This is a genomic window from Micromonospora zingiberis (genome assembly GCF_004331455.1).
Lineage (GTDB): Bacteria > Actinomycetota > Actinomycetes > Mycobacteriales > Micromonosporaceae > Micromonospora > Micromonospora zingiberis.
Genome location: NZ_SJJR01000011.1, coordinates 96,762 through 117,342 on the forward strand (window position 1 = coordinate 96,762; position 20,581 = coordinate 117,342).

Below are 20,581 nucleotides of genomic sequence, written 5' to 3' on the forward strand. Positions count from 1 at the left end.
GCGCGGTCACGTATAGTAGCGAGAGGCTTCCTTCAGGCGGATCATGGATGCCGTGGGATCGAGCGCCAACCGGCACAGCCTCTCGTGCACAAGGCTATACGAGCGCACCTGCGTAGCCTCCTCCAGTGCCAGGCCTGTCGTGAGATTTTCCAGGTAGACAACGGCGGCGTCGGCGGCGTCGGCGAACGTGAGGAGGACGTACGGCGAGTTCATCGCGGGGTGCCCGCCGGCCTCGAACGGAAGTACCTGGATCGTGACGTTCGGTAGTTGAGCGACAGTCTCCAAATGGGACAGTTGTCCGGCCATGACGGCCCGATTGCTGACAGGGCGTAACAATACGGCCTCGTTCAACACCACCGACAGCTCTACCGGATCGTCACTGCGAAGGACGTCCTGCCGGCGCAGCCGGGCGGCCACCTTGCGGTCGAGGTCGTCCTCGCCGGCGGTCAGCCGGTAGACGTCCCGGGCGTACGCCTCGGTCTGCAACAGGCCGGGCACCGCCTCGGCCTCGTACGTGCGCAGGGTGGCGGCCTCGGCCTCCAGTCCGACGTAGAACTCGAACCACTCCGGCAGCACGTCGCTGTAGTGCTGCCACCAGCCGCGTTGCTGGGCACCGCGGGCGATCTCGATGAGTGCCTCGGCGTCGTTGCCGGTCACCTGGTACAGCGCCAGCGCGGCACGTACGTCGCGCGGCTTGATGCCGATCTGGGCGTTCTCGATGCGGGACAGGTTGCTTTTGGACATGTCCAATTGCCGAGCGGCGGCATCCAGGGTCATTCCGGTGCTTTCGCGCAATTGGCGCAGTTCCCGGGCGATGCGGCGGCGGCGGACGGTGGGGCTCGCGGTCACCCTCCGAGTCTGTCATGGGAAAAGGCGCAGGTCGCATCAGTACGGAGTGCAACTGTCGAATACGGGAGTTGCATTGCAGTTGCCCGAGGTGCATGCTTGCCCGAAGTTAGCGATCACAATGGACGGCGATTCCGGGAGGACGTTTGCTCATCGCCGACGAGTTCTTCCTGATCGCTCACAACGACATCCGAGGCAAGGCGAAACTGCATCCGGCAGCGACCGGCCTCGGCCTGGCCAGCGGCCTCCTCGGTGAGTTGATCCTCTATGGACACATCACGGTCACCAACGGCCAGGTCCACGTGATCGACCGTCGCCCGCCCGGCGACGCGCTGGCGCACACCGTGCTGGACCAGTTGGTCGGTGAGGCCCAGCACCAGGCCGTACGCACCTGGCTCAGCTTTCTCGCCCAGACCTCGGCGACCTCGGTGGGGGAGCGGCTCGCCCGGGCCGGCGTACTGCGCCGGCAGGAGACCCGGCGACTGCTGCGGACCAGCGTGAGCTACGTGCCGATCGATCCCAACGTGGCCGCCTGGCCGGCCACCCGGCTGCGCGCGGTGCTGGAACGCGTCGACCCGCCCAGCGTCCCCGACGCGCTGCTGCTCGGGCTGGTCGCCGCCGCCGGGTTGACCCGGGAGGTGCTGTGGAGCGCCGGCCCCCGTGCCCACCACCGGCTCAACCTGATCATTCCGGCGCTACCGGCCCCGCTGAAGGAACTCGTGGCGCACACCGAGGCCGCGGTGGGCGCGGCCGTGCTGCGCGGCATTCCCTGAACCGGTACACCCCCTACCCCTCACCCTGAACCGGAGCAGTCATGTCCTCCACTGTGACAACCGAGCGACCAAGCAACGTCTCCGAGGCGCTGGCCCGTGGCCGGCTCGGCGTACCGTCGGTGGTCTTCTTCGTCCTCTCCGCGGCGGCACCGCTGACCGTGGTCGCCGGGGTGGTCACCACCGGCTACGGGGTCATCGGAGTGCTCGGCATTCCGCTGGCCTTCCTCGCGGTCGCGGCGGTGCTGGCCCTGTTCTCCGCCGGATACGTGGCGATGGCCCGCCGGATGGCCAACGCCGGTGCCTTCTACGCCTACGTCAGCCGGGGCCTGGGACGCCCGGCCGGGGTCGGTACGGCCTGGGTCGCGTTGCTGGCGTACAACGCGTTGCAGGTCGGGCTCTACGGCACCATCGGCGCGGCGGCCACGCCGGTGCTGGACCGGCTGTTCGGCATCGCCCCACAGTGGTGGGTGGTGGCGCTGGTGGCCTGGGCGCTGGTGGGTGTACTCGGCCTGCTCCGGGTGGACATCAACGGCATGGTGCTGGCCGGACTGCTCTGCGCCGAGATCGCCATCATCGTGGTGTTCGACCTGGGCCAGTTGAGCAACCCGGCCGCCGGCGGTGCCAGCTTCGCGGCCTTCTCCCCGGACAACTTCTTCGTACCCGGCGTCGGTGCGGTCCTGGTCCTGGCGATCCTCGGTTTCGTCGGCTTCGAGGCGTCGGTGGTGTTCAGTGAGGAGAGCAAGGACCCGAAGCGGACCGTGCCGATGGCCACCTATCTCTCCGTGGCGATCATCGCGGTGATCTACGCGCTCTCCTCGTGGAGCATGACGGTGGCCGTGGGACCGGACCGCATCGTCGAGGAGGCCGGCACCCAGAGCGTCGAACTGATCTTCAACCTGGCCGGAGCGCACCTGGGCGACACGGTGCTGACCATCGGGCAGGCGCTGTTCCTGACCTCGGTGCTGGCCGCGATGATCTCGTTCCACAACACGACCGCCCGGTACGCCTTCGCGCTGGGCCGGGAGCGGGTGCTGCCGGCGGTGTTCGGACGCACCTCGCCGACCACCGGTGCGCCCCGGGCCGCGTCGCTGGCCCAGAGCGCGCTCGGCCTGGCGGTGATCCTGCTGTACGCGGTCAACGGCTGGGACCCGGTGCTCCAGCTGTTCTTCTGGTTGGGGACCAGCGGCGGGTTCGGCGTGCTGCTGCTGATCGCGACGACCGCGGTAGCGATCATCGTGTACTTCGCCCGCAGCGGTGAGCAGGAGACCCTGTGGCGTCGGCTGATCGCCCCCGGGATCGCCGCGGTCGCGTTGATCGCGATCATCGTGCTGGCGGTGCAGAACTTCGCCAACCTGCTCGGCGTGGCGCCGGACTCGCCGCTGCGCTGGCTCTTCCCGGCGGCCTACCCGGTGGCCGCCGCGCTCGGTGCGCTGTGGGGCCTGGTGCTGCGGCGCAGCCGCCCCGACACGTACGCCCGGATCGGGCTGGGCGCGGAGAGCGCCGCGGCGGTCGTGGTGCCCCCGGCCACCGAGCCGGTGCCGCCGACGGCGGGGGCGCGGCGATGAGGCAGTCGACCATCGAGCGGCTCGGCGCGGCCGACGCCCGGTGGGTGGCCGAACGGATCGCCGAGGCGTTCCTGGTGCTGGACGCGACCCGGTGGCTGGTGCCGGACGAGGCCAAGCGGGAGTCGGTGCTCGCCGGTCAGTTCGAGATCGTCGTCGCGTACGCCCTGCGGCACGGTCTGGTGTTCGGCACCGAGGACCGGACCGGCGTCGCCGTCTGGCTGCCGTCGGTGGGTGACCCGCTGCCTCCGCCGGAGGACTACGACGCGCGGCTGGCCGCCGCGTGTGGGGAGTTCACACCCCGCTTCGCGCACCTCGACGAGCTGTTCGCGGCGAACCACCCGCACGCCGATCACCACCATCTGGCGTTGCTGGCCGTGCGGCCGGACCGCCAGGGCCAGGGCGTCGGGAGCGCGTTGCTGCGTCACCACCACGCCTGGCTGGACGCCAACGGCGTACCGGCCTATCTGGAGGCGAGCAGCGAGACCAGTCGGGACCTGTACGCGCGACACGGCTACCGGGTGTCCGAGCCGTTCCGGCTGCCGGACGGCACACCGTTCTGGCCGATGTGGCGCGAGCCGGGCACCGAACCCGGTTGATCCCCGGACACGATGGTGGCCGGGCCCGCCGGCCCGGCCACCATCGCCACCCCCTCCTAGTACGTTCCGTCGAGCTGCCCCCGCAGCTTCGTCAGCGCCCGGGCCAGCAGCCGGGACACGTGCATCTGTGACACGCCGATCTGGTCGGCGATCTGCGACTGCGTCAGGTTGCCGTAGAACCGCAGCGTCAGGATCCTCTGCTCCCGCTCGTCCAGCGTGGCCAACGCCGGCCCGAGGGCCACCCGCAGCTCGGCCAGCTCGAACTCGCCGTCCTCACCGCCGAGCATGTCGCCGAGTTCGGTCGCCCGGTCGCCGTCGCCGGTCGGCGTGGACAGCGACACCGCGTTGTACGCGCGGGCGCCCTCCAGGCCCTCCAGCACCTCTTCTTCGGTGAGCTTGAGGTGGGCGGCGATGTCGGCCACCGTGGGCGAGCGACCCAGGCTCTGCAGCAGCGTGCTGTTGGCGTCCGAGATGGCCAGGCGCAGCTCCTGCAACCGCCGGGGCACCCGGATGTCCCAGGTGCGGTCGCGGAAGTGGCGCTTCAGCTCGCCGATGATGGTGGGGATCGCGTAGCCGGCGAAGTCGACGCCCCGGGTGGGGTCGAACTTGTCGATGGCCTTGATGAGGCCGACCGCCGCGGTCTGGGCCAGGTCGTCGGTCGGCTCGCCCCGTCCGCTGTAGCGGTGGGCGAGGTGGTTGGCCAGCGGCAGCCAGGCTTCGATGGCCCGGTCGCGCAGCGCGGCGCGGGACGGATGCCCGGCGGGCAACGCGGCCATCGCGTTCAGCAGGTCGGTCGCGCTGTCGGTGAGCGCTCGCGGGTCGAGCTTCGTCGCCGCGGTCGCCGGCTCGGTCGCCGGCTTGGTGATCGTTGGCGCGGTCATGGTGGTCCTCCCTGCACCTCGTCCGCGGGTAAAAGACGTGACGCTTTGGTGGTGCGCTGTTAGTCCGTTCGGGAGTCACCATAGCCTGATCGTGCCGCCGAAATCTAGCCGAACGGACGATGTGTTTAAGTGATTATCGTTCGGATAACCTCACAAACCGGGCGCAGTGCTTGTCCTGAGGCATGCGAAGCGCCGGCCGATGCGGGTTCCGTTGCCCGTTCGGAGGGTGGCGAACAAGCCCTTCGCCTGACCGACCCGACCGGCCGGTGGGCCAGGTACGCCCGAGCGGCTGAGGTGGGTGGCGGCGACCCGACGGACTGTCGCCTTTCAGTCCTTGTCCCGTGCATGGGACTGGCCTTAGCGTCGCGGTACACCCCTGTTCGGAGGCCCTGTGCTCGACCCTGCCGTACCTCATCTCGTCGTGAACAGCCGCTCGCTCTACTTCAGCTGGCTGCCGGCGGATCCGGACGCGGTGGCGGCGCTCGTCCCGCCCGGGCTGCGACCGCACCCGGACCGGCAGGTCTTCATGAACCAGTACGTCGTCGACGACCCGACCCAGACCTCCGGGTTCGGCTCGTACTCGCTGGCCTACCTCGGGGTGACGCTGGCCGACGTGAACGCCCCCGACGGGGTGACCCCGGGCGGCTGGTGGACCCACTACGTGACCTCCAGCGAGCAGGTCCGCAGCTACGCCCTTGCCCGCGGTGCCCCCGCTCTGGCCGGCAGCACCACGATCGAATCGCGCCGCGAGTCGCTGGTGGCCGAGACCGATGTCGACGGCGTCACGATGATCCGGGCCCAGGTCCGCGTCGGTGAGACCGGCCACGCGACGCACAACGGCCACCACCGCTACCTCACCGCCCTGCACGGGCAACTGGTCAGCAGCATCTACCCGGTCGTCGCCGAGCCGGTCGAGGAGTTCGAGATCGAGTCGGTGGAGTTCCTGGAACCGGAGCACCCGATCTACGCGCTTCGTCCGGAGAACCCGCTCACCATCGCCTGGGGCTACTACTCGCCGCGGTCGTCCTTCGCCTACCCGGGTGGGCTCACCGTGTTGGGCGCTCTGGAGCCGTCGCCGGGTACGGGTGCCTGGCCGAGCGGTGCGCTGCTGGACCGGTTCTAGGCCGTCCTCGTCTCGCCAACGGTCCCGCGATTTGCTGGGGCTGTGGGGGTTTCCGCTGTTCGGAACGGGTAAACCAGTCGCCGGATCGGCAAACACCCCTACTTCGAGGAGGCCGCACCATGCCCGGCGAGACCACGAGCGCCGTGACCGAGCACCGCGAGCAGACGGTGGAGGGAGAACGGGGGGCGCTGTTGGCCGTACTGGTGATGGTATTGCTCGGGGTGGCCGGCATCTTCGCCGTTTCCTGACCTCCAGGGGGCGCCCCGGTCGCACCGGGCGCCCCCCAAGCTGACACCGTCGCCGCAGGTCAGGGCCGAGATCCCTGGCCGTCGGTGTGCGGCACCCGCTCTGCCGGGACGACCCCGAGCCGGCCGGCCTGGTAGTCCTCGAAGGCCTGGATCAGCTCGTCACGGCTGTTCATCACGAACGGGCCGTACTGGGCCACCGGCTCCCGGATCGGCTGGCCACCCATGATGTAGAGGTCCAGCGCCGGGGTACGACTGTCCTGCCGGGCGTTGGCCCGGAACCGCAGCGCGTCACCCGGCCCGTGCACCGCGAGCTGCCCGGTCCGTACGCCGCGCCCGTTGGCGCCGACCGTGCCACGGCCGCCCAGCACGTAGACCAGGGCGTTGAAGTCGGGCCGCCAGGGCAGGTCGACCTGCGCGCCCGGCTCCACCGTCACGTGGGTGACGGTGATCGGGGTGTACGTCGATCCCGGCCCTTGGTGCCCGGCGATCTCCCCGGCGATCACCCGGATCAGCGCCCCGCCGTCCGGCGTGGTGAGCAGGGCTGCCTGGTTGCCCCGGATGTCCTGGTATTTCGGCGGGTTCATCTTGGCCACCTTGGGCAGGTTGACCCAGAGCTGGGTGCCGTGGAACAGCCCGCCGCTGACCACCAGGTGCTCCGGCGGCGCCTCGATGTGCAGCAGGCCACTGCCGGCCGTCATCCACTGCGTGTCGCCGTTGGTGATGGTGCCGCCACCACCGTGACTGTCCTGGTGGTCGAAGATCCCGTCGATGATGTAGGTGACGGTTTCGAAGCCCCGGTGCGGGTGCCAACTGGTGCCCTTCGGCTCGCCCGGGGCGTAGTCGACCTCGCCCATCTGGTCGAGGTGGATGAACGGGTCGAGCTCGCTGGTCGGTACGCCCGCGAAGGCCCGGCGCACCGGGAAGCCCTCGCCCTCGAAGCCGCTGGGCGCGGTGGTGAGCCGGCGGACCGGCCGGATGACGGTGGTGGACTCGTCCAGCTTGGGCAGGCGGGGCAGGACGAGGACGTTGTCGACGGTGATGGCGGGCATCGGAGGCTCCTTCAACTGTCGCTGGGGGCGGCGCTGGCGGTTCCCTGTAGCCGCTGGCCGAGTCGGGTGAAGATCCTGGTCAGGCAGGCGATCTCGGCGTCGTCGAGGTCGTCCATCAGGTGGGTGCGTACCGAGTGCAGGTGGTGCGGGGCGGCCTCGCGCAGGGCGAGCAGGCCGGCGGCGGTGAGCACCGCCTCGCTGCCCCGCCCGTCCTCCGGACACGGCTGCCGGGCCACCAGGCCGCGCCGCTGCATGGACGAGACCTGGTACGTCAGCCGGCTGGGTGAGAAGACCAGTCGACCGGCCAGCTCGCCCATCCGGAGTCGTTGCCCGGGAACCTCGGAGAGCAGCACCAGCACGTGGTAGTCGGCAAAGCTCAGCCCGCTGGCGACTCGCAGGTCGTCCTCCAGCCGGGTGAACAGGCGCTGGCTGGCTTCGATGTACGCCCGCCAGGCGGTCAGGCGGTCGTTGTCCAGGCTCTCGGTCATGGCGCCATGGTAACACGGTAATCAAAATTTGAACAACAGCCCCGCGTGCATGCCCGGACGATCGGTAGGGGCCTGTACGGAGGCAGTGTTGAAGGTTTGAACTAGCGCTCCGGGGCGGGCGGCGGAATTCCAGCGGTGCTGCCGGCGGGCGTGTGCCAGACTGCCCGGCGTGGAACTGACCGGCCCCGGCCTGCTGCTACGTCCCTGGCAGGACGCCGACGCCCAGGGCGCGCTCGACGCCTTCCGCGACCCGGCCATCGCCCAGTGGAATCCGCAGGGCGACGGTCTCGACCTGACTGCCGCCCGGCGGTGGGTACGGCGCCGGGCCGACTGGTCCAACGGCGCTCACGTCTCGCTGGCGGTGGCCGACCCGGCCGCGCCGGGCACACTGCTCGGTTCGGTGTCGCTGCACCGCATTCACGACGGTGACGCCTCGATCGGCTACTGGACGGTGCCCGCTGCGCGTGGCCGTGGGCTTGCCTCGGCGGCGGTCACCCGCCTCACCACCTGGGCCTTCACCGAACTCGGCCTCTACCGGATCGAGTTGTGTCACGCGGTGGCCAACCCGGCCTCCTGCCGGGTCGCCGAGCGCGCCGGCTACCTGGCCGAGGGCACCTTGCGACAGTCGCACCGCTACGGCGACGGCCGCCGCCACGACGAGCATCTGCATGCCCGGCTGGCCACCGACTGACCGCAGGCCCGACGGATCAGCACCGGCAGTCCCCGGCCGGGCTGGCCGGGGACTGCCGGTTTGCAGGCCGGCAACGCGTCGCTTCAGGTGCTCAGCCCGCGGTCTGCGGGGTACGGCCGCCCAGGTGCAGTCGGCCCAAGAGCTGACGGGCCGGCTCGGCCACGTCGGCATCGACGATGACCGCGTACTGGCCGGCACGCAGTGAGCTGGCGGAGGTGAAGTCACGCCGGCCGCCCGTCATCGCGTGCGCGACGCCGCCGAACACCGCGCCCCAGATGGCGCCGATGACCAGGCCGGCGAGGATCACCGCGACCCAGTTGCCGATGGTGAAGATGCCGAACAACAGACCGATGAAGAGGCCGAACCAGGCGCCCGTACCGGCGCCGATCAGGCTCGCGCGGCCGGTGGTCATCCGACCCAGGACGGTCTCCACCAGGGTCAGGTCGGTGCCGACGATCGCGCTGCGCTCCACCGGGAACCGGTTGTCGGCGAGGTAGTCCACCACCCGCTGGGCGGAGGGATAGTCCGGGTACGTCCCGATCGTCACGGTCGGCGGGCCGAGCTGTGGGCCGTGCCCGTCGCCGCTGGGTGCCGTGGTCCGGCCGCCCGGGCCCGACGGGAGGGTGCCGCCGCCGGTCACGCCCGGCTGCCAGGCCGGGGGATTCGACTGTGTGGTCATGGGTCTCCTCCTTCGTCGCCGAACGCGTTCCCGCCCGATGGCAGGGGTAACGCGTCGGGGTTCCCTGGCTGCGTTGCCACGGGTGCCGGCGGTGACCCGGGTCTGCCTCGCGGGCCCCGACGGAGGAGTGGGCACAGGCGCAGGCCCCTCGCCGGCGCCCGGAAGGCGGTGGCAAGGGGCCTGGCCCGGCCGATCAGGCGCAGGCGGTGCCGTTGAGGGTGAAACCGCTCGGCGCGGGCAGGCTGCTGCCCGTCCAGGTGCCCTGGAAGCCGACGCTGAGCGTGCCACCGCTGGGCACGTTGCCGTTGTAGTCGAGGTTACGCACCTCGACGCGGGTGCCGGACTGGCTCCACACACCGTTCCAGCCGTTGCTCAGCCGCACCCCGGAGCCGACCGTGAAGGCCAGCGTCCAACCGGTCAGCGCCGCGGCGCGGTTGGTCACCCGGATCTCGGCGGTGAAGCCGCCGGTCCACGCGTTCGGGGTGTACGTCACCGTGCAGCCACCGGTGGGCGGGTTGGTCGTGGGCGGCGTGGTGGTCGGCGGGGTGGTGGTGGGTGGGGTCGTGGTCGGCGGGGTGGTGGTCGGCGGCGGTCCGGCCGCGACGGCCAGGTCGTACGCCCGCTGCGGCACGAACTGGCCGGCGGCGGCGATGCAGCCGTCGGCCTCGCCGGGCAGTTTCACCCAGAGGAAGGCGTCGATCGCCGCGTCGCCCGTGGCGGTGGTGCTCGGCGTGCCGATCGCCCGTCCGGGCGGGTCGCACCACTCCGAGCCGGCCGGGCCGTTGCCGTTGCGGCTGGTGTCGATGACCGCCTTCAGGCGGGAGATCCCGGTGGCGGCGATGATCGACTTGGCGTACCCCACCTCGTCGCTGGTGCGCCGGTAGTTCGACACGTTCAGCGAGATGCCGTCGGCGCTGTTGGCGATGTCGGACGCGGTCAGCCGGGCGGCGGCCTCGCCGGGGGAGAGCCAGGCCGAGTGTCCGATGTCGAAGTAGACCTTGGCGGCGGCGGAGCCGGCCTTGAGCGCCTTGCCGGCGTACGCCATCGAGGCCCGCGTCTCGGCCTGCTGGCTGGCGTTCTGGCAGCTGGTCATGATCGGCAGCACGTCGGGTTCGAGGATGATGGTGGCCGGCCGGCCCGCCAGACCGGCCGCGACCTGGTCGACCCACTGCCGATAGGCGGTGTGGTTCGGGGCGCCGCCGCTGCTGGCGCCGCTGCAGTCCCGGTTCGGGATGTTGTAGACCACGATGATCGGGATCTTGCCGGCGTTGGCGGCGGCGTTGACGAAGGAGTTCACCTCGCCGCGTACGGTCGAGGTGTTGGTGGTGGTGAACCAGCGGCCCTGCGGCACGTTGGCGATCCGGTCCCGAATCACCGCGGTTCGTGAGTCGTTCGGGTTGGCCGCCACCCACCGGGCGGCGCTGGTCTGCGGATCGACGTAGAAGGCGGAGTCGGCGGCCGCGGCGGGCGTCGCCAGTAGCGCGCCCACGCCGACGGTGGCGGCGACGGCGAGTGTCGTCGCCGCCGCGCCGACCACGGCGAACGTGCTTCGGGTTCTCATGGTCTGCTCCTCGGATACATCGAAAGAGATACGTGGAAGCGCTCCCACATGTCCGCCAAGGTACGGGCCCGTTGCGGAATTGTGAAGACCTTCCGGAAGCATCCCCGCTTCGCCGATCGCACCCCGGCTGCCAGGCGCGAAACCCCGGTCGGACGCGATGCCTAAGATCACCGGATGGCTATGGACCGGACGGGCGTCGTGGTGGTCGGTGCCGGCATCGCCGGTGTGGCGTGCGCGGGTGAACTGCGCCGTGCCGGCGTACCGGTGGAGATCCGCGAGCGTGGCCGGGTGGCCGGCGGCCGGATGGCCAGCAAGCGGTTCGACGGACGCCCCGCCGACCTGGGCGCCGCCTACTTCACCGCGAGCGATCCGGACTTCGCCGAGGTGGTGGCGGGGTGGCAGGCCGCCGGACTGGTCCGCGAGTGGACGGACACCTTCGTCGCGTACGGCGAAGGGGGTCGGCAGGACGTCGGCGGCCCGATGCGGTGGGCGGCGCCACGAGGACTTCGCTCGCTTGTCGAGCACCTGGCACAGGAACTGCCCCTGAACGTGAACCGGCTGGTGCTCGAGGTCGGGCCGGGGCCCACGGTGGATGGCCAGCGGTGCCGGGCGGCCGTACTGGCGATGCCCGGGCCGCAGGCCGCGCTGCTGCTCGACCCGGCGCTCGCCGCCGCCACCGAGGTGCTCGGCGAACAGCGGTGGTCACCGTCGCTGGCGGCGGTACTGCGGTTCCCGGCCCGGCGCTGGGCGGACTTCCGTGGTGCCTTCGTCAACGACCACCCGGTGCTGCGCCTGGTCTGTGACGACGGCGACCGACGTGGTGACCAGGCACCCGTGCTCGTCGCGCACACCACCGCGCAGTTCGCCGCCGGGCACCTCGCCCAGCCCACCGCCGCCGCACCGACGGTCGAGGCGGCGGTACGCGACCTGCTCGCCCTGCCCGATCGGGCGGTACACGTGCACATGCACCGCTGGACGTACGCCCAACCCACGGCCGCCGCCACCGCCGGATTCCACCTCGACGAGGACGGGATCGGGCTGGCCGGGGACGCGTTCGGTACGCCGCCCCGGGTGCAGACGGCCTGGCGCTCCGGCCGCGACCTCGGGCGTGCCCTGGCCCGGCGGCTGGCCTGAGCTACTGCGGCGGAGTCAGGATCTCGAACCAGACCGTCGAGCCCCGCACGGTGGGGTCGGTGCCCCAGGCATCGCTCAACTCCTCGATCAGGCCCAGCCCTCGGCCCCGGCTGCTCAGCGTGTCGGTACGGGCCCGGGTGACCGTGCCGCGCGAGCCCGAGTCGGCCACCGACACCAGCAGGCGCTCCGGGCTCAGATCGATCTCCACCCGGGCCGCCGTGCCGGCGTGCAGCAGGGCGTTGGTGGTCAGCTCGCTGGTGCAGAGCACCGCCGCGCCGATCACGGACTCGGCCACCCGCCACTCGGTGAGTTGAGCGGTCATCCAGTGCCGCACCCGGCTCGGCGCGGTCGGCTCGGCGGGTACCTCCATCCGGGCCGATCTGCTCGGGCGCAGCGCGTACTCGACCGCGAGTACGGCCACGTCGTCCTCGGTGGCACCGGGCACCGCGGCGGTGGCGGCGGCGCAGAGCGCCCGGGGGTCGCCACTGTGGGCCGCGGCCACCGACTCGGCCAGTCGGGCCAGACCGTGCGACAGCCCCTGCCGCCGCCGTTCCACCACGCCGTCGCTGAACAGCAGCAACGTGTCGCCGGGCGGGAACGCCACGGTGCAGGTCGCCGGCCGGTATCCGACGCCCAGCGGCGCACCGGCCGGCACCTCGACGTACTCGGCCCTCGGCTCACCGCCCGACGAGCAGCGTCGCAGCAGCGGCGCCGGGTGGCCTGCGCTGGCCAGGGTGAGCAGTTCGCGATCGATGTCGATGACCCCGAACGCCACGGTGACGAACAGCTCGTGCGTGCCGGCCTCGGCGCCCAGGCTGCTGACCAGGCGGTCGAGCCCGATGAGCACCTGGTCGGGGCGAGGGTCGCCCAGGGCCAGCGCCCGTAGGGCGGCCCGCACCTGGCCCATCCGGGCGGCGGCCTGCACGTCGTGTCCGGCGACGTCGCCGAGGACCACGCCCAGGTCGCCGGTGGGCAGCACGAACGCGTCGTAGAAGTCGCCGCCGGCGGCGTTGCCGTCGACGCCCGGGTCGTAGCGCGCCGCGATCCGCAGCCGGGGCAGGCCCGGCAGATTCTCCGGCAGCATGCTGCGCTGCAGCAGTTGGGCGGTGCCGTGCTGGGTCTCGAACCGGCGGGCCCGCTCGGTGGCCTGCCCGACCAACTCGGCCGACGCGGCCAGCAACGCCCGTTCCGGCGCCGACCAGGTGTGTGGGGACCGGTAGCCGACGGTGAGGGCGCCGCGCACCGCGGCGGCCCGCAGCGGCACCGCGGCCAGGGCCTGGATCCTCTGGTCGTGCCGGTCGGCGGCGATCTCGCGCAGCGGCTCGCCGTCGTTGGTGTAGCTGGCCCGTCCGCTGCGGGCGCTGACCACCGCCGGGGCCGGCCAGTCCGCCGGCCCGCGCCGCCACAGCGGGGGCAGCCGTTCGTCGGCCTCGTCCACGAGTTCGCCCCGGACCCGTCGGGCCAGTCGCCAGCCGCCCCCGTCGTCCACGGCGAAGGAGACCCGGTCGGCGTCGAACGAGGTGATCGCGTAACGCAGCGCGACCCGGGCCACGTCGTCCAGGGTGAGGGTGCCGGACAGTGCCGCGGCGAAGTCGCTGAGCCCCTGCAACTGCCGGGTCGCCGGGTTGGTCTCGGTGACCACGGACAGCACGCCGACGATCCGGCCCCGGCTGTCCCGCACCGGCGAACAGGCCCGGACGTACACGGCCTGGTCGAGTTGGCCGGCGTCCGGGCGCAGCGGCAGGGTCACCTCCCGCTCCAGGAACGGTTCGCCGGTGCGGTAGGTGTGCTCGACGATGTCACCGATACCCGGCATCGGCCACACCTCCGCGAAGACCTGCGGGGCCGGCTGACCGAGGGCCTGCGGATGCTTGTCGCCGATCAGCTCCGCGTACGCGTCGTTGTAGAGCAGCAGAAACTCGTCGCCCAGGTGCAGCGCCATCGGTGCGCGCGAGGCGAGCACGATCTCGGCGGCGGCCCGCACGGCCAGGTCCCAGTACTCCGGGGGGCCGAGCCGCGTGCCGCTCCACTGGTGGCGGCCGACCATGCCGGCGTCGCCCGGCGCGCGTGCGCCCGGGACGGGGCCTGCTGGCGTGGGGACTCGCCCGACCGTACCTGGCATGGACAGCAGCCTAGTCCGGTGGCCCGACCAGTGTTTCGATCATGCGTCGGGGTGCTCGGCGTCGGGGAAGTAAGGCCAGGTCAGGGCGGGTCTGTGGTGGCCTGTCGAGAAAAACGAGGCGATCGGCGCGGCGTGCCGCCCGAGGGAAGGGGTATGCGCGCCGGGCAGACCATGCGACAGGAGGGACATCATGCCGGAAACCCTTGCGGCCGGGCAGGTCAACATTGGCACCGCCGTGGCCGACATGTGGAGGTCGGTGCTGCTGTTCGTACCTAGGGCCATCGCGTTCATCGCGATCCTGGTGATCGGATGGCTCATCGCCAGAGCCGTACTGAAAATCGTCGACGCGGCCCTGGAACGGGTGGGGTTTGACCGAGCGGTCGAACGGGGCGGCATCAAGCGGGCACTGGAACGGACGAAGTACGACGCCAGTGACATCCTGGCGAGGTTGGCGTACTACGCCGTCCTGCTGTTCACGCTGCAGTTCGCCTTCGGGGTCTGGGGCCCCAACGCGATCAGCAACCTGATCTCGGGTGTGGTGGCCTGGCTGCCACGCGCGTTCGTCGCGATCGTCATCGTGGTGATCGCCGCCGCGATCGCCAACGCCGTACGGGACATCGTCAGCGGAGCGCTGGGGGGCCTGTCGTACGGCAAGGTGCTGGCCGACCTGGCGGCCATCTTCGTCATCGCGCTGGGTGTGATCGCGGCGCTGAACCAGGTGGGTATCGCCACCACCGTGACCACGCCGGTGCTGATCGCGGTGCTCGCCACCGTGGCCGGCATCCTGATCATCGGTGTCGGTGGTGGTCTCGTCCGGCCGATGCAGAACCGCTGGGAGGGCTGGCTGCACCGGCTCGCCGAGGAGTCGAAGGCCGTCCGCGAGCAGCGGCAGGGCGCCGAGGCCGGTCGCGGTGACATGTCTCGGCAGATGGCCGACCGGGCCGGTGCCGAGCGCAGCCAGGCGATGGCCGGTGGCCGGGGGACCCATCAGTCCGGCACGGGCGACGAGACCCAGCAGTTCCGTCCGTGAGGACGGCAGTGGGACAGCGTCCGTGAGGACGGGAGCGCACAGGCACGGGTGTCCGCCGCCGGCGGGCACCCGTGCGGCGTTCACAGCGGGGGCGGTTGCGGAGCCGGCGTCTCCAGGGTGGCGGTCAGCGCGCAGACGCCGAGCAGCCGCACCAGCACCCAGTCGGCCTCCGACCAGTCCACCGGATCGGTGGGCGGCTGCCAGCCGTGTTCGTTGGCGGCGGCGCAGACTCCCTCGACATAACCGGCGAGCGCCGCGGCGGTCAGTGGCCGTTGGTCGCCGTGCAGGCTGTCACGGACCGCGGCGGCGTGCTGGTCCACGACCGCGAGCAGGCCGGGCAGGTGGGTGGCGGCGGCCAGCCCGTCGAGACCGACGGCGTTGGCGAGTGCCACGAGGGTGGTTCGCGCCGAGTCGACGGCGGTGTGGGCGGGGACCCGGTTCGGCGGCACGCGCATGGGGAACGAATCTAGCCAACGCGTACCGGCTGCGGCCTCGTCCGCTCGGCTGGTGGGCGGATCCACCGCTGGTCGCCCGATTGCTGACCGAGCGGTCCGAGTCGGTGTGGACCGGGCAGCAGGCGACGCCGCAGATGGTACGGCTGGCGCAAGGAGGCACGAATGGACACCACGGACGGCCCCGACGAGCGGCACCAGCGACCCGCCGGAGTGACCGATGACACAGTGGCGGCGCTCGGCAAGCTCAGTGAGGCCCTGGAGTGCGTGGAGCGTGCCCGTGGCCAGCTCTATTCGCTGCACCAGCTCATCGGTCACGCCGACCTGATGCTCGACGACGCGGCCCGGATGTTCCGGACCGCCGGCCACCCCGCGATCGCCGACCGGATCGCCGACGAACTCATCGGCCGCAACGTGATCGCCGGCCGGTGGACGTTCCAGATCGTGGAGGACTTCGACGACGGGTACTACGCGCTCTTCCGCGAGCTGGACCGGGCCGCCCGTGCGGAGCTGGTGGGCGGACGGCGGCACCTCTACGAGGCGGAGATGAAGGAACGCCGGAGGACCCGGGGCCGACCCGGACACGAGGCCCGTCCCGGCGGCCCGCTCTGACTCAGTCGGACGAGCGGGCGTCGGCGGGACGTCGGCGGGCGGCGTCGTCCGCGATGATCACCGTGGCCACCATCAGCGCGACGCAGAGGCTGAACAGCCAGGAGCTGTCCGCCACCAGTCGGGCGGAGACGGGTGCCTGGATGGCGGCGAGCAGGAAGCCGATCCAGGCCAGGCGGCGCTGACGTGGGGTGAGGAAACCGGAGCCCTGATGCATTCCGAAAGTCTTGCGCGCCACACGGGCATTGCCGTCAGCCGAACGGCCGATTCTGGCTGACCTGTCCGAATTCCCGACCCGTTCGGCCACCGCCGGCCCGGGCCACCCGCTGTCGGGGCCGGCCGGCGGCTACATGTTGTCCGGGCCGGTGCGGCCGGTGGTGGAGGGGCGGTACGCCCGGTCCGGGTCGGTCGGCTCGCGACCGGTGCCGGGAATCTCGCCGCCCCGGTCGGCCGCCTCGGGGCCGTGGCCGAAGGCGGCCTCCTCGCCGGCGTCGTTGGCGGTCACGTCGTCCGCCTGCCCGTCGAGGGTGGAACGGGCGACCGCCCGGTCCAGTTCCTCCAGCGGGAGCCGTTCCTCGTCGCGCCACACCCTGTCGTCCGTCATGCCATCGCGGTACCCCGGGCCGATCTCCCCAAACGACGGGCCGGACACGCGACGGCCACCGGCGCTGCCGGTGGCCGTCGACGACATCGGAGATCAGGGCTGTGGCCGGTCCACCTTGCCGCGCCAGGCGCCGGTCTCCTGCCCGCGCCGCTCGATGAACTGCTTGAACCTCTGCAGGTCACCCTTGGCCCGCCGGTCGACCACGCCCAGCTTGTCGCCGGCCTGTTCGATCACGCCGTGCGGGTCGAACTCCAGTTGCAGGCTGACCCGGCTGCTGTTCTCGTCCAGCCGGTGGAAGGTCACCACCCCGGCGTGCTGGGTGCCGCCGGTGGAGCGCCAGGCCACCCGCTCGTCGGGCAACTGCTCGGTGATCTCGGCGTCGAACTCGCGCTTGATTCCGGCGATCTCCACGGTCCAGTGGGTCATCGTGTCGGAGAGTTGGCGTACGGACTCCACGCCCTCCATGAAGTGGGGGAACTCCTCGAACTGAGTCCACTGGTCGTACGCCGTCCGCACCGGGACGGCCACGTCGACATGTTCGGTAACGCCACTCATCAGCATCCCTCCCTGCGCCGGCGGGGGTGGCGGGCCGGGGCGGCCCGCCTCACCAGCGCGTCGTCTCGTTCTTGTGACCCAGCGCCGCCCACACCTCGGACACCGTCTGGTACCGGGTGCCGTCCGGCAGGCGCTCCAACGCGGCGAGCACGTCGTCGGGTGCCTCGTTCTCCCGCGCGTTGGCGAGCAACGCCTCCCGGTCGCCGGGCAGGGCGGTCATCGTGATGAAGCGCCCGAGCCGGCTACGCGCCTCGACGTCCTCGGAGGTCATTCCCTGTGGGGTGCCGCTGCGCAGGTCCCCGGCCGGAGCGGTGGTGGCCTCCGGCTGGTCCTCGCCCGCGGGTTCGGGCACCCGGAACTCGTCGACTCGCGAGCCACCGGTCCCCGGGCCCTGTACCAGGCCGTTGACCTCCTGGCTCATCTGCTCGTCGACTCTCGGTGCGTGCTTGCTGCTGCCGCGATCCATGCCTTCTGCGCTACCCGGCGGGGCGGGTGGTAAACCCGGCAACCAGTCACGAACCGGCTGGTGACCTCGGTGGCAGCACCGGCTCCTCGGGGTCGCCCGCGCCGGACTGGAGCACCCGGCCGCGTTGGAGTTCGGCGTTGATCTGGACCCCGAGCATCAGCGCCGAGTTGGACAGGTAGAGCCAGACCAGGAACGCGATGACCGCGCCGAGGCTGCCGTAGGTGGCGTCGTACGAGCCGAAGTTCGCCACGTACAGGCCGAAGCCGAAGGAGGAGAGCATCCAGACGAGCAGGGCCACCGCGCCACCGGGAGTGAGCCAGCGGAACCGGGGTTGACGCACGTTCGGCGCCGCCCAGAACAACAGGGACAGCAGCAGCATCGCGATCACCGCCAGGGCCGGCCACTTGGCCACCGCCCACGCCGTGCGCGCCGCGCCGCCGGCACCGAGCAGGTCACCGACCGCGTCCGCGACCGGGCCGCTGACGATCAGACCGGCGGCGACCGTGGCGAGCAGCACCAGCGACAGGGCGGCGAGCCCGATCTGCATCGGACGTAACCGCCACACCGGCCGGCCCTCGGCCACACCGTAGATCGCGTTCGAGGCGCGGGTGAACGACGCGATGAAGTTCGAGGCCGACCAGAGGGCGCCGAGCAGGCCGAAGCTCAGCAGCACCCCAGCCGAGCTGTTCTGCTCCACCACCGCCCGCACCACGCCGACGAAGCCCTCGTTGCCCACCACCGCCCCGGCACCGACGCCCCGGGCCAGGTCCAGCACGGTGTCGACGGTGCGTTCGCCGTCGGAGACGAGCCCGACCAGGGCGACCACCACGACGGTGGACGGAAAGAGTGCGAGTACCCCGTAGTAGGTGAGTGCGGCGGCCCAGTCCGTGCAGTTGTCCCGCAGGTAGTTGCGGCCGCTGCGGATCAACACACCCCGCCAGGTCGACCAGTGCAACTGCCGGATCCGGCGGGGCAGCGGCGACACCGGTGCGTCGGCGGACGGGGCGTCGGGGTTCGTCGTCGTCATCACCGCTCCCTCACGAAGCGACCCGGCACCGGCGGCACGGTTGGCCCGGCCGGTACCCCACCTCGCGCGCCGGCAAACCGGCGGCCGGTTTACCGCCGGCGCCAGGGGGAACGTCATCCGGAACGCTCGCAGACGGAGGAGGACGAGATGCCCGGGCGCGAGGTACTGCCCAGCACGCTGCGGCGCTCCCCGGAGAAGGCCCAGCGCACCTGGGAGAAGACGCACGATTCCGCGGTGGAGACCTACGGCGAGGGGGAGCGGGCGCACCGTACCGCCTTCGCCGCCGTGAAGCACCAGTTCGAGAAGGTGGGCGACCACTGGGAACCGAAGGGCCGCAAGGGTCCCAGCGACCAGCAGGCCGCCGGCGGCGGTCCGGCCCGCCGGGCACCCACCGCCGGTGGGGTGGACGCGAACGCCCTTAAGGAACACCTCATGGAGGTGGCCCGGAAGCTGGACGTGCGGGGACGGTCGAGCATGACCAAGCCGGAACTGGTCAAGGCCATCCAGAAGGCCAACGACCGGCAGACCCGCAAGGCGCGCGGCGACTGAGCCGTGGCGAGGGTCCCGGTCGGCTTTCCGACCGGGACCCTCGCGTCCGCGCTCACCAGTGCCCGCCGCCGGGCGCCTCGATGTGTACGGCCTTCGTGGCGGTGAACTCGTCGAGCAACTCCGGTCCGTAGCCGAAGCCCTGACCGCTGCCCCGGCGCGGATGGGCGGCACCGGCCGGGGCACCACCGAAGACCGCGTTCACCTTCACCGTGCCCACCGGCAACTCCCGCCAGGCCCGCTGGGCGTGGCTCATCGACCCGGTCAACACCGTGGCGGCCAGCCCGTACGGCGAGTCCGCGGCACACCGCAGCGCCTCGCTGAACGAGTCGACCACCACCACCGGCGCGACCGGCCCGAAGGTCTCCTCGCGGACCAGCGTCATGTCGTGCCGGCAGTCGTCCACCACGGTCGCCGGGTAGAAGGCGCCGGGGCCGTCGGGCAGCGTGCCGCCGGTGCGGATCCGCGCCCCGTCGGCCGCCGCCGCGGTGACCTGCCCGTGCACCTGGTCACGGTGGCGCCGGTCGACCAGCGGGCCGAGTTCGGTGCCCGGCTGGCGTCCCGGCCCGATCCGCAGCGCCACAGCTCGCTCGACCAGCGCGGCGACGAAGTCCTCGGCGATGTCCCGGTGCGCGTAGATCCGTTCCACCGCCACGCAGATCTGTCCCGCGTTGGCGAACGCACCCTGGGCAGCCTGGCCGGCCGCCCAGATCGGGTCGACGTCGGCGTCGACGATCATCGGGTCACTTCCACCGTTCTCCAGCAGTACCTTGGCGCCACCGGCGGCCGCGGCCGTGGCGATCGCCCGGCCGGCGGCGGTGGAGCCGACGTGCGCCACCACGTCCACCTCGGCGGCGGCCAGCGCCGCGCCGGTCTCCGGGCCGCCGGAGAGCAGCGACAGCACCCCGGCGGGCAGCGCGGCGTCGAACGCGCGGGCCAGCAACCATCCGGTGGCCGGGGTGCGTTCGCTCGGCTTGTGCAGCACCACGTTCCCGGTGACCAGGGCCGCGCCGAGCAGTCCGCAGGAGACGGCCACCGGATCGTTCCACGGGGTGATCACGGCGACCACTCCGCGCGGTTCCGGGGTCATGAAGTCGATGGCAGCGGGATCGCCGTGCAGGGTACGGCCACCTCGGGTGGCGGCCAGTTCGGCGTACTGCCGCAGGGTGGCGATGCCGGCATCGACCCCGGCGCGGGCGTCGGCCAGGGGCTTGCCCATCTCGGCGGTGGTGGCCTGGGCCAACTCGTCGGCGGCCTCGGCCACCGCCTCGGCGGCCCGGTGCAGCGCCGCCGCGCGTTCCGTCGGGGCGGTAGCCGCCCACTGGGCGGCCGTCCCACGGGCCGCCGCCACGGCCTTGCCCACCTCGTCGGCCGTGGCTACCGGTGCGCTGGTCACCTGAGTGCCGTCGGCCGGGTCGAACACCACCAGTTCGCCGCCGTCCCCGCCCGCTCCCCACACCCCGCCGATCAGCTGCGCAACCGTGTACATGTGCGCTGGATGCCCCGACCGGGGCCCGGCAAACGTTTCGCCCGGTT

24 protein-coding genes are annotated in these 20,581 nt (G+C 71.8%); 10 read left to right on the forward strand and 14 right to left on the reverse strand.

The window, feature by feature from the left end; genetic code table 11:
- Positions 1-6: 6 nt before the first annotated feature.
- Complete coding sequence (locus E0H26_RS17555; protein ID WP_131304834.1) at positions 7-849, reverse strand: helix-turn-helix domain-containing protein; 843 nt, start codon at positions 847-849, stop codon at positions 7-9.
- A gap of 143 nt (positions 850-992) precedes the next feature.
- Here E0H26_RS17555 and E0H26_RS17560 point away from each other — a divergent pair, with 143 nt between their 5' ends.
- Genes E0H26_RS17560 through E0H26_RS17570 form a run of 3 tightly spaced genes read left to right on the forward strand, consistent with a single transcriptional unit; the run spans position 993 to position 3,780 of the window.
- The gene (locus tag E0H26_RS17560; protein WP_131304836.1) at positions 993-1,619 is read left to right on the forward strand and encodes a GOLPH3/VPS74 family protein; all 627 of its coding nucleotides are present in this window, start codon (positions 993-995) and stop codon (positions 1,617-1,619) included.
- Positions 1,620-1,660: 41 nt separating this feature from the next.
- Positions 1,661-3,184: an APC family permease gene (locus E0H26_RS17565; protein WP_131304838.1), complete on the forward strand. Its 1,524-nt coding sequence runs from the start codon at positions 1,661-1,663 to the stop codon at positions 3,182-3,184.
- A complete protein-coding gene (locus E0H26_RS17570) occupies positions 3,181-3,780 on the forward strand; it encodes a GNAT family N-acetyltransferase (protein ID WP_131304840.1) in 600 nt (199 codons plus the stop codon). Before E0H26_RS17565 ends, E0H26_RS17570 begins: the two co-directional genes overlap by 4 nt.
- A gap of 56 nt (positions 3,781-3,836) precedes the next feature.
- Here the strand turns inward: E0H26_RS17570 and E0H26_RS17575 are convergent, their stop codons facing one another.
- Positions 3,837-4,661, reverse strand: coding sequence for a SigB/SigF/SigG family RNA polymerase sigma factor (locus E0H26_RS17575; protein ID WP_131304842.1), 825 nt, complete (start codon positions 4,659-4,661; stop codon positions 3,837-3,839).
- 421 nt (positions 4,662-5,082) lie between these two features.
- Here E0H26_RS17575 and E0H26_RS17580 point away from each other — a divergent pair, with 421 nt between their 5' ends.
- Together E0H26_RS17580 and E0H26_RS30330 are read left to right on the forward strand one after the other, a co-directional pair.
- The gene (locus E0H26_RS17580) at positions 5,083-5,784 is read left to right on the forward strand and encodes an acetoacetate decarboxylase family protein (RefSeq protein WP_240742243.1); all 702 of its coding nucleotides are present in this window, start codon (positions 5,083-5,085) and stop codon (positions 5,782-5,784) included.
- Between the two features lie 119 nt (positions 5,785-5,903).
- Positions 5,904-6,032 (forward strand): hypothetical protein, encoded by a 129-nt coding sequence (locus tag E0H26_RS30330; RefSeq protein ID WP_276320401.1) that lies wholly within the window; start codon positions 5,904-5,906, stop codon positions 6,030-6,032.
- A gap of 59 nt (positions 6,033-6,091) precedes the next feature.
- On the opposite strand, the gene E0H26_RS17585 is transcribed toward E0H26_RS30330, so the two are convergent.
- Complete coding sequence (locus E0H26_RS17585) at positions 6,092-7,081, reverse strand: pirin family protein (RefSeq protein WP_131304846.1); 990 nt, start codon at positions 7,079-7,081, stop codon at positions 6,092-6,094.
- An 11-nt stretch (positions 7,082-7,092) separates the two neighbouring features.
- Positions 7,093-7,569, reverse strand: a complete 477-nt coding sequence (locus tag E0H26_RS17590; protein WP_131304848.1) for a MarR family winged helix-turn-helix transcriptional regulator — start codon at positions 7,567-7,569, stop codon at positions 7,093-7,095.
- A gap of 169 nt (positions 7,570-7,738) precedes the next feature.
- Between E0H26_RS17590 and E0H26_RS17595 the strand changes: the two genes are divergently transcribed.
- Positions 7,739-8,260, forward strand: coding sequence for a GNAT family N-acetyltransferase (locus E0H26_RS17595; RefSeq protein WP_240742244.1), 522 nt, complete (start codon positions 7,739-7,741; stop codon positions 8,258-8,260).
- Between the two features lie 91 nt (positions 8,261-8,351).
- On the opposite strand, the gene E0H26_RS17600 is transcribed toward E0H26_RS17595, so the two are convergent.
- On the reverse strand, positions 8,352-8,939 hold the full coding sequence (locus tag E0H26_RS17600; protein WP_131304852.1) for a general stress protein: 588 nt from the start codon (positions 8,937-8,939) through the stop codon (positions 8,352-8,354).
- Between the two features lie 193 nt (positions 8,940-9,132).
- A complete protein-coding gene (locus E0H26_RS17605) occupies positions 9,133-10,500 on the reverse strand; it encodes a glycoside hydrolase family 6 protein (protein WP_131304854.1) in 1,368 nt (455 codons plus the stop codon).
- A 174-nt stretch (positions 10,501-10,674) separates the two neighbouring features.
- On the opposite strand from E0H26_RS17605, the gene E0H26_RS17610 reads away from it, so the two are divergent.
- The gene (locus E0H26_RS17610; protein WP_131304856.1) at positions 10,675-11,634 is read left to right on the forward strand and encodes an NAD(P)/FAD-dependent oxidoreductase; all 960 of its coding nucleotides are present in this window, start codon (positions 10,675-10,677) and stop codon (positions 11,632-11,634) included.
- 1 nt (position 11,635) lies between these two features.
- Here the strand turns inward: E0H26_RS17610 and E0H26_RS17615 are convergent, their stop codons facing one another.
- Positions 11,636-13,756 carry an ATP-binding SpoIIE family protein phosphatase gene (locus E0H26_RS17615; RefSeq protein WP_131304858.1) on the reverse strand — a complete coding sequence of 707 codons (2,121 nt, stop codon included), beginning with the start codon at positions 13,754-13,756 and terminating at the stop codon, positions 11,636-11,638.
- A gap of 190 nt (positions 13,757-13,946) precedes the next feature.
- Here E0H26_RS17615 and E0H26_RS17620 point away from each other — a divergent pair, with 190 nt between their 5' ends.
- Positions 13,947-14,786, forward strand: a complete 840-nt coding sequence (locus tag E0H26_RS17620; RefSeq protein WP_131304860.1) for a mechanosensitive ion channel family protein — start codon at positions 13,947-13,949, stop codon at positions 14,784-14,786.
- Between the two features lie 80 nt (positions 14,787-14,866).
- Here E0H26_RS17620 and E0H26_RS17625 read toward each other — a convergent pair whose 3' ends face one another.
- Complete coding sequence (locus E0H26_RS17625; RefSeq protein WP_131304862.1) at positions 14,867-15,241, reverse strand: DUF6401 family natural product biosynthesis protein; 375 nt, start codon at positions 15,239-15,241, stop codon at positions 14,867-14,869.
- Between the two features lie 162 nt (positions 15,242-15,403).
- Between E0H26_RS17625 and E0H26_RS17630 the strand changes: the two genes are divergently transcribed.
- On the forward strand, positions 15,404-15,850 hold the full coding sequence (locus tag E0H26_RS17630) for a hypothetical protein (RefSeq protein ID WP_131304863.1): 447 nt from the start codon (positions 15,404-15,406) through the stop codon (positions 15,848-15,850).
- Position 15,851: 1 nt separating this feature from the next.
- Here the strand turns inward: E0H26_RS17630 and E0H26_RS17635 are convergent, their stop codons facing one another.
- The 5 genes from E0H26_RS17635 to E0H26_RS17655 all read right to left on the reverse strand — a co-directional run bounded on the left by E0H26_RS17635 (position 15,852) and on the right by E0H26_RS17655 (position 18,499).
- A complete protein-coding gene (locus tag E0H26_RS17635) occupies positions 15,852-16,064 on the reverse strand; it encodes a hypothetical protein (RefSeq protein ID WP_131304865.1) in 213 nt (70 codons plus the stop codon).
- A 129-nt stretch (positions 16,065-16,193) separates the two neighbouring features.
- A complete protein-coding gene (locus E0H26_RS17640) occupies positions 16,194-16,451 on the reverse strand; it encodes a hypothetical protein (protein ID WP_131304867.1) in 258 nt (85 codons plus the stop codon).
- A 93-nt stretch (positions 16,452-16,544) separates the two neighbouring features.
- Entirely contained in the window at positions 16,545-17,006 is a 462-nt protein-coding gene (locus tag E0H26_RS17645; protein WP_131304869.1) for an SRPBCC family protein, read from the reverse strand.
- A 49-nt stretch (positions 17,007-17,055) separates the two neighbouring features.
- Positions 17,056-17,472: a DUF2795 domain-containing protein gene (locus E0H26_RS17650; protein WP_131304871.1), complete on the reverse strand. Its 417-nt coding sequence runs from the start codon at positions 17,470-17,472 to the stop codon at positions 17,056-17,058.
- Positions 17,473-17,518: 46 nt separating this feature from the next.
- Entirely contained in the window at positions 17,519-18,499 is a 981-nt protein-coding gene (locus E0H26_RS17655) for a YihY/virulence factor BrkB family protein (RefSeq protein ID WP_131304873.1), read from the reverse strand.
- Positions 18,500-18,646: 147 nt separating this feature from the next.
- On the opposite strand from E0H26_RS17655, the gene E0H26_RS17660 reads away from it, so the two are divergent.
- A complete protein-coding gene (locus E0H26_RS17660; RefSeq protein ID WP_131304875.1) occupies positions 18,647-19,048 on the forward strand; it encodes a ChaB family protein in 402 nt (133 codons plus the stop codon).
- A gap of 52 nt (positions 19,049-19,100) precedes the next feature.
- Here the strand turns inward: E0H26_RS17660 and E0H26_RS17665 are convergent, their stop codons facing one another.
- Positions 19,101-20,534 (reverse strand): aldehyde dehydrogenase family protein, encoded by a 1,434-nt coding sequence (locus tag E0H26_RS17665; RefSeq protein WP_131304877.1) that lies wholly within the window; start codon positions 20,532-20,534, stop codon positions 19,101-19,103.
- Positions 20,535-20,581 lie beyond the last annotated feature (47 nt).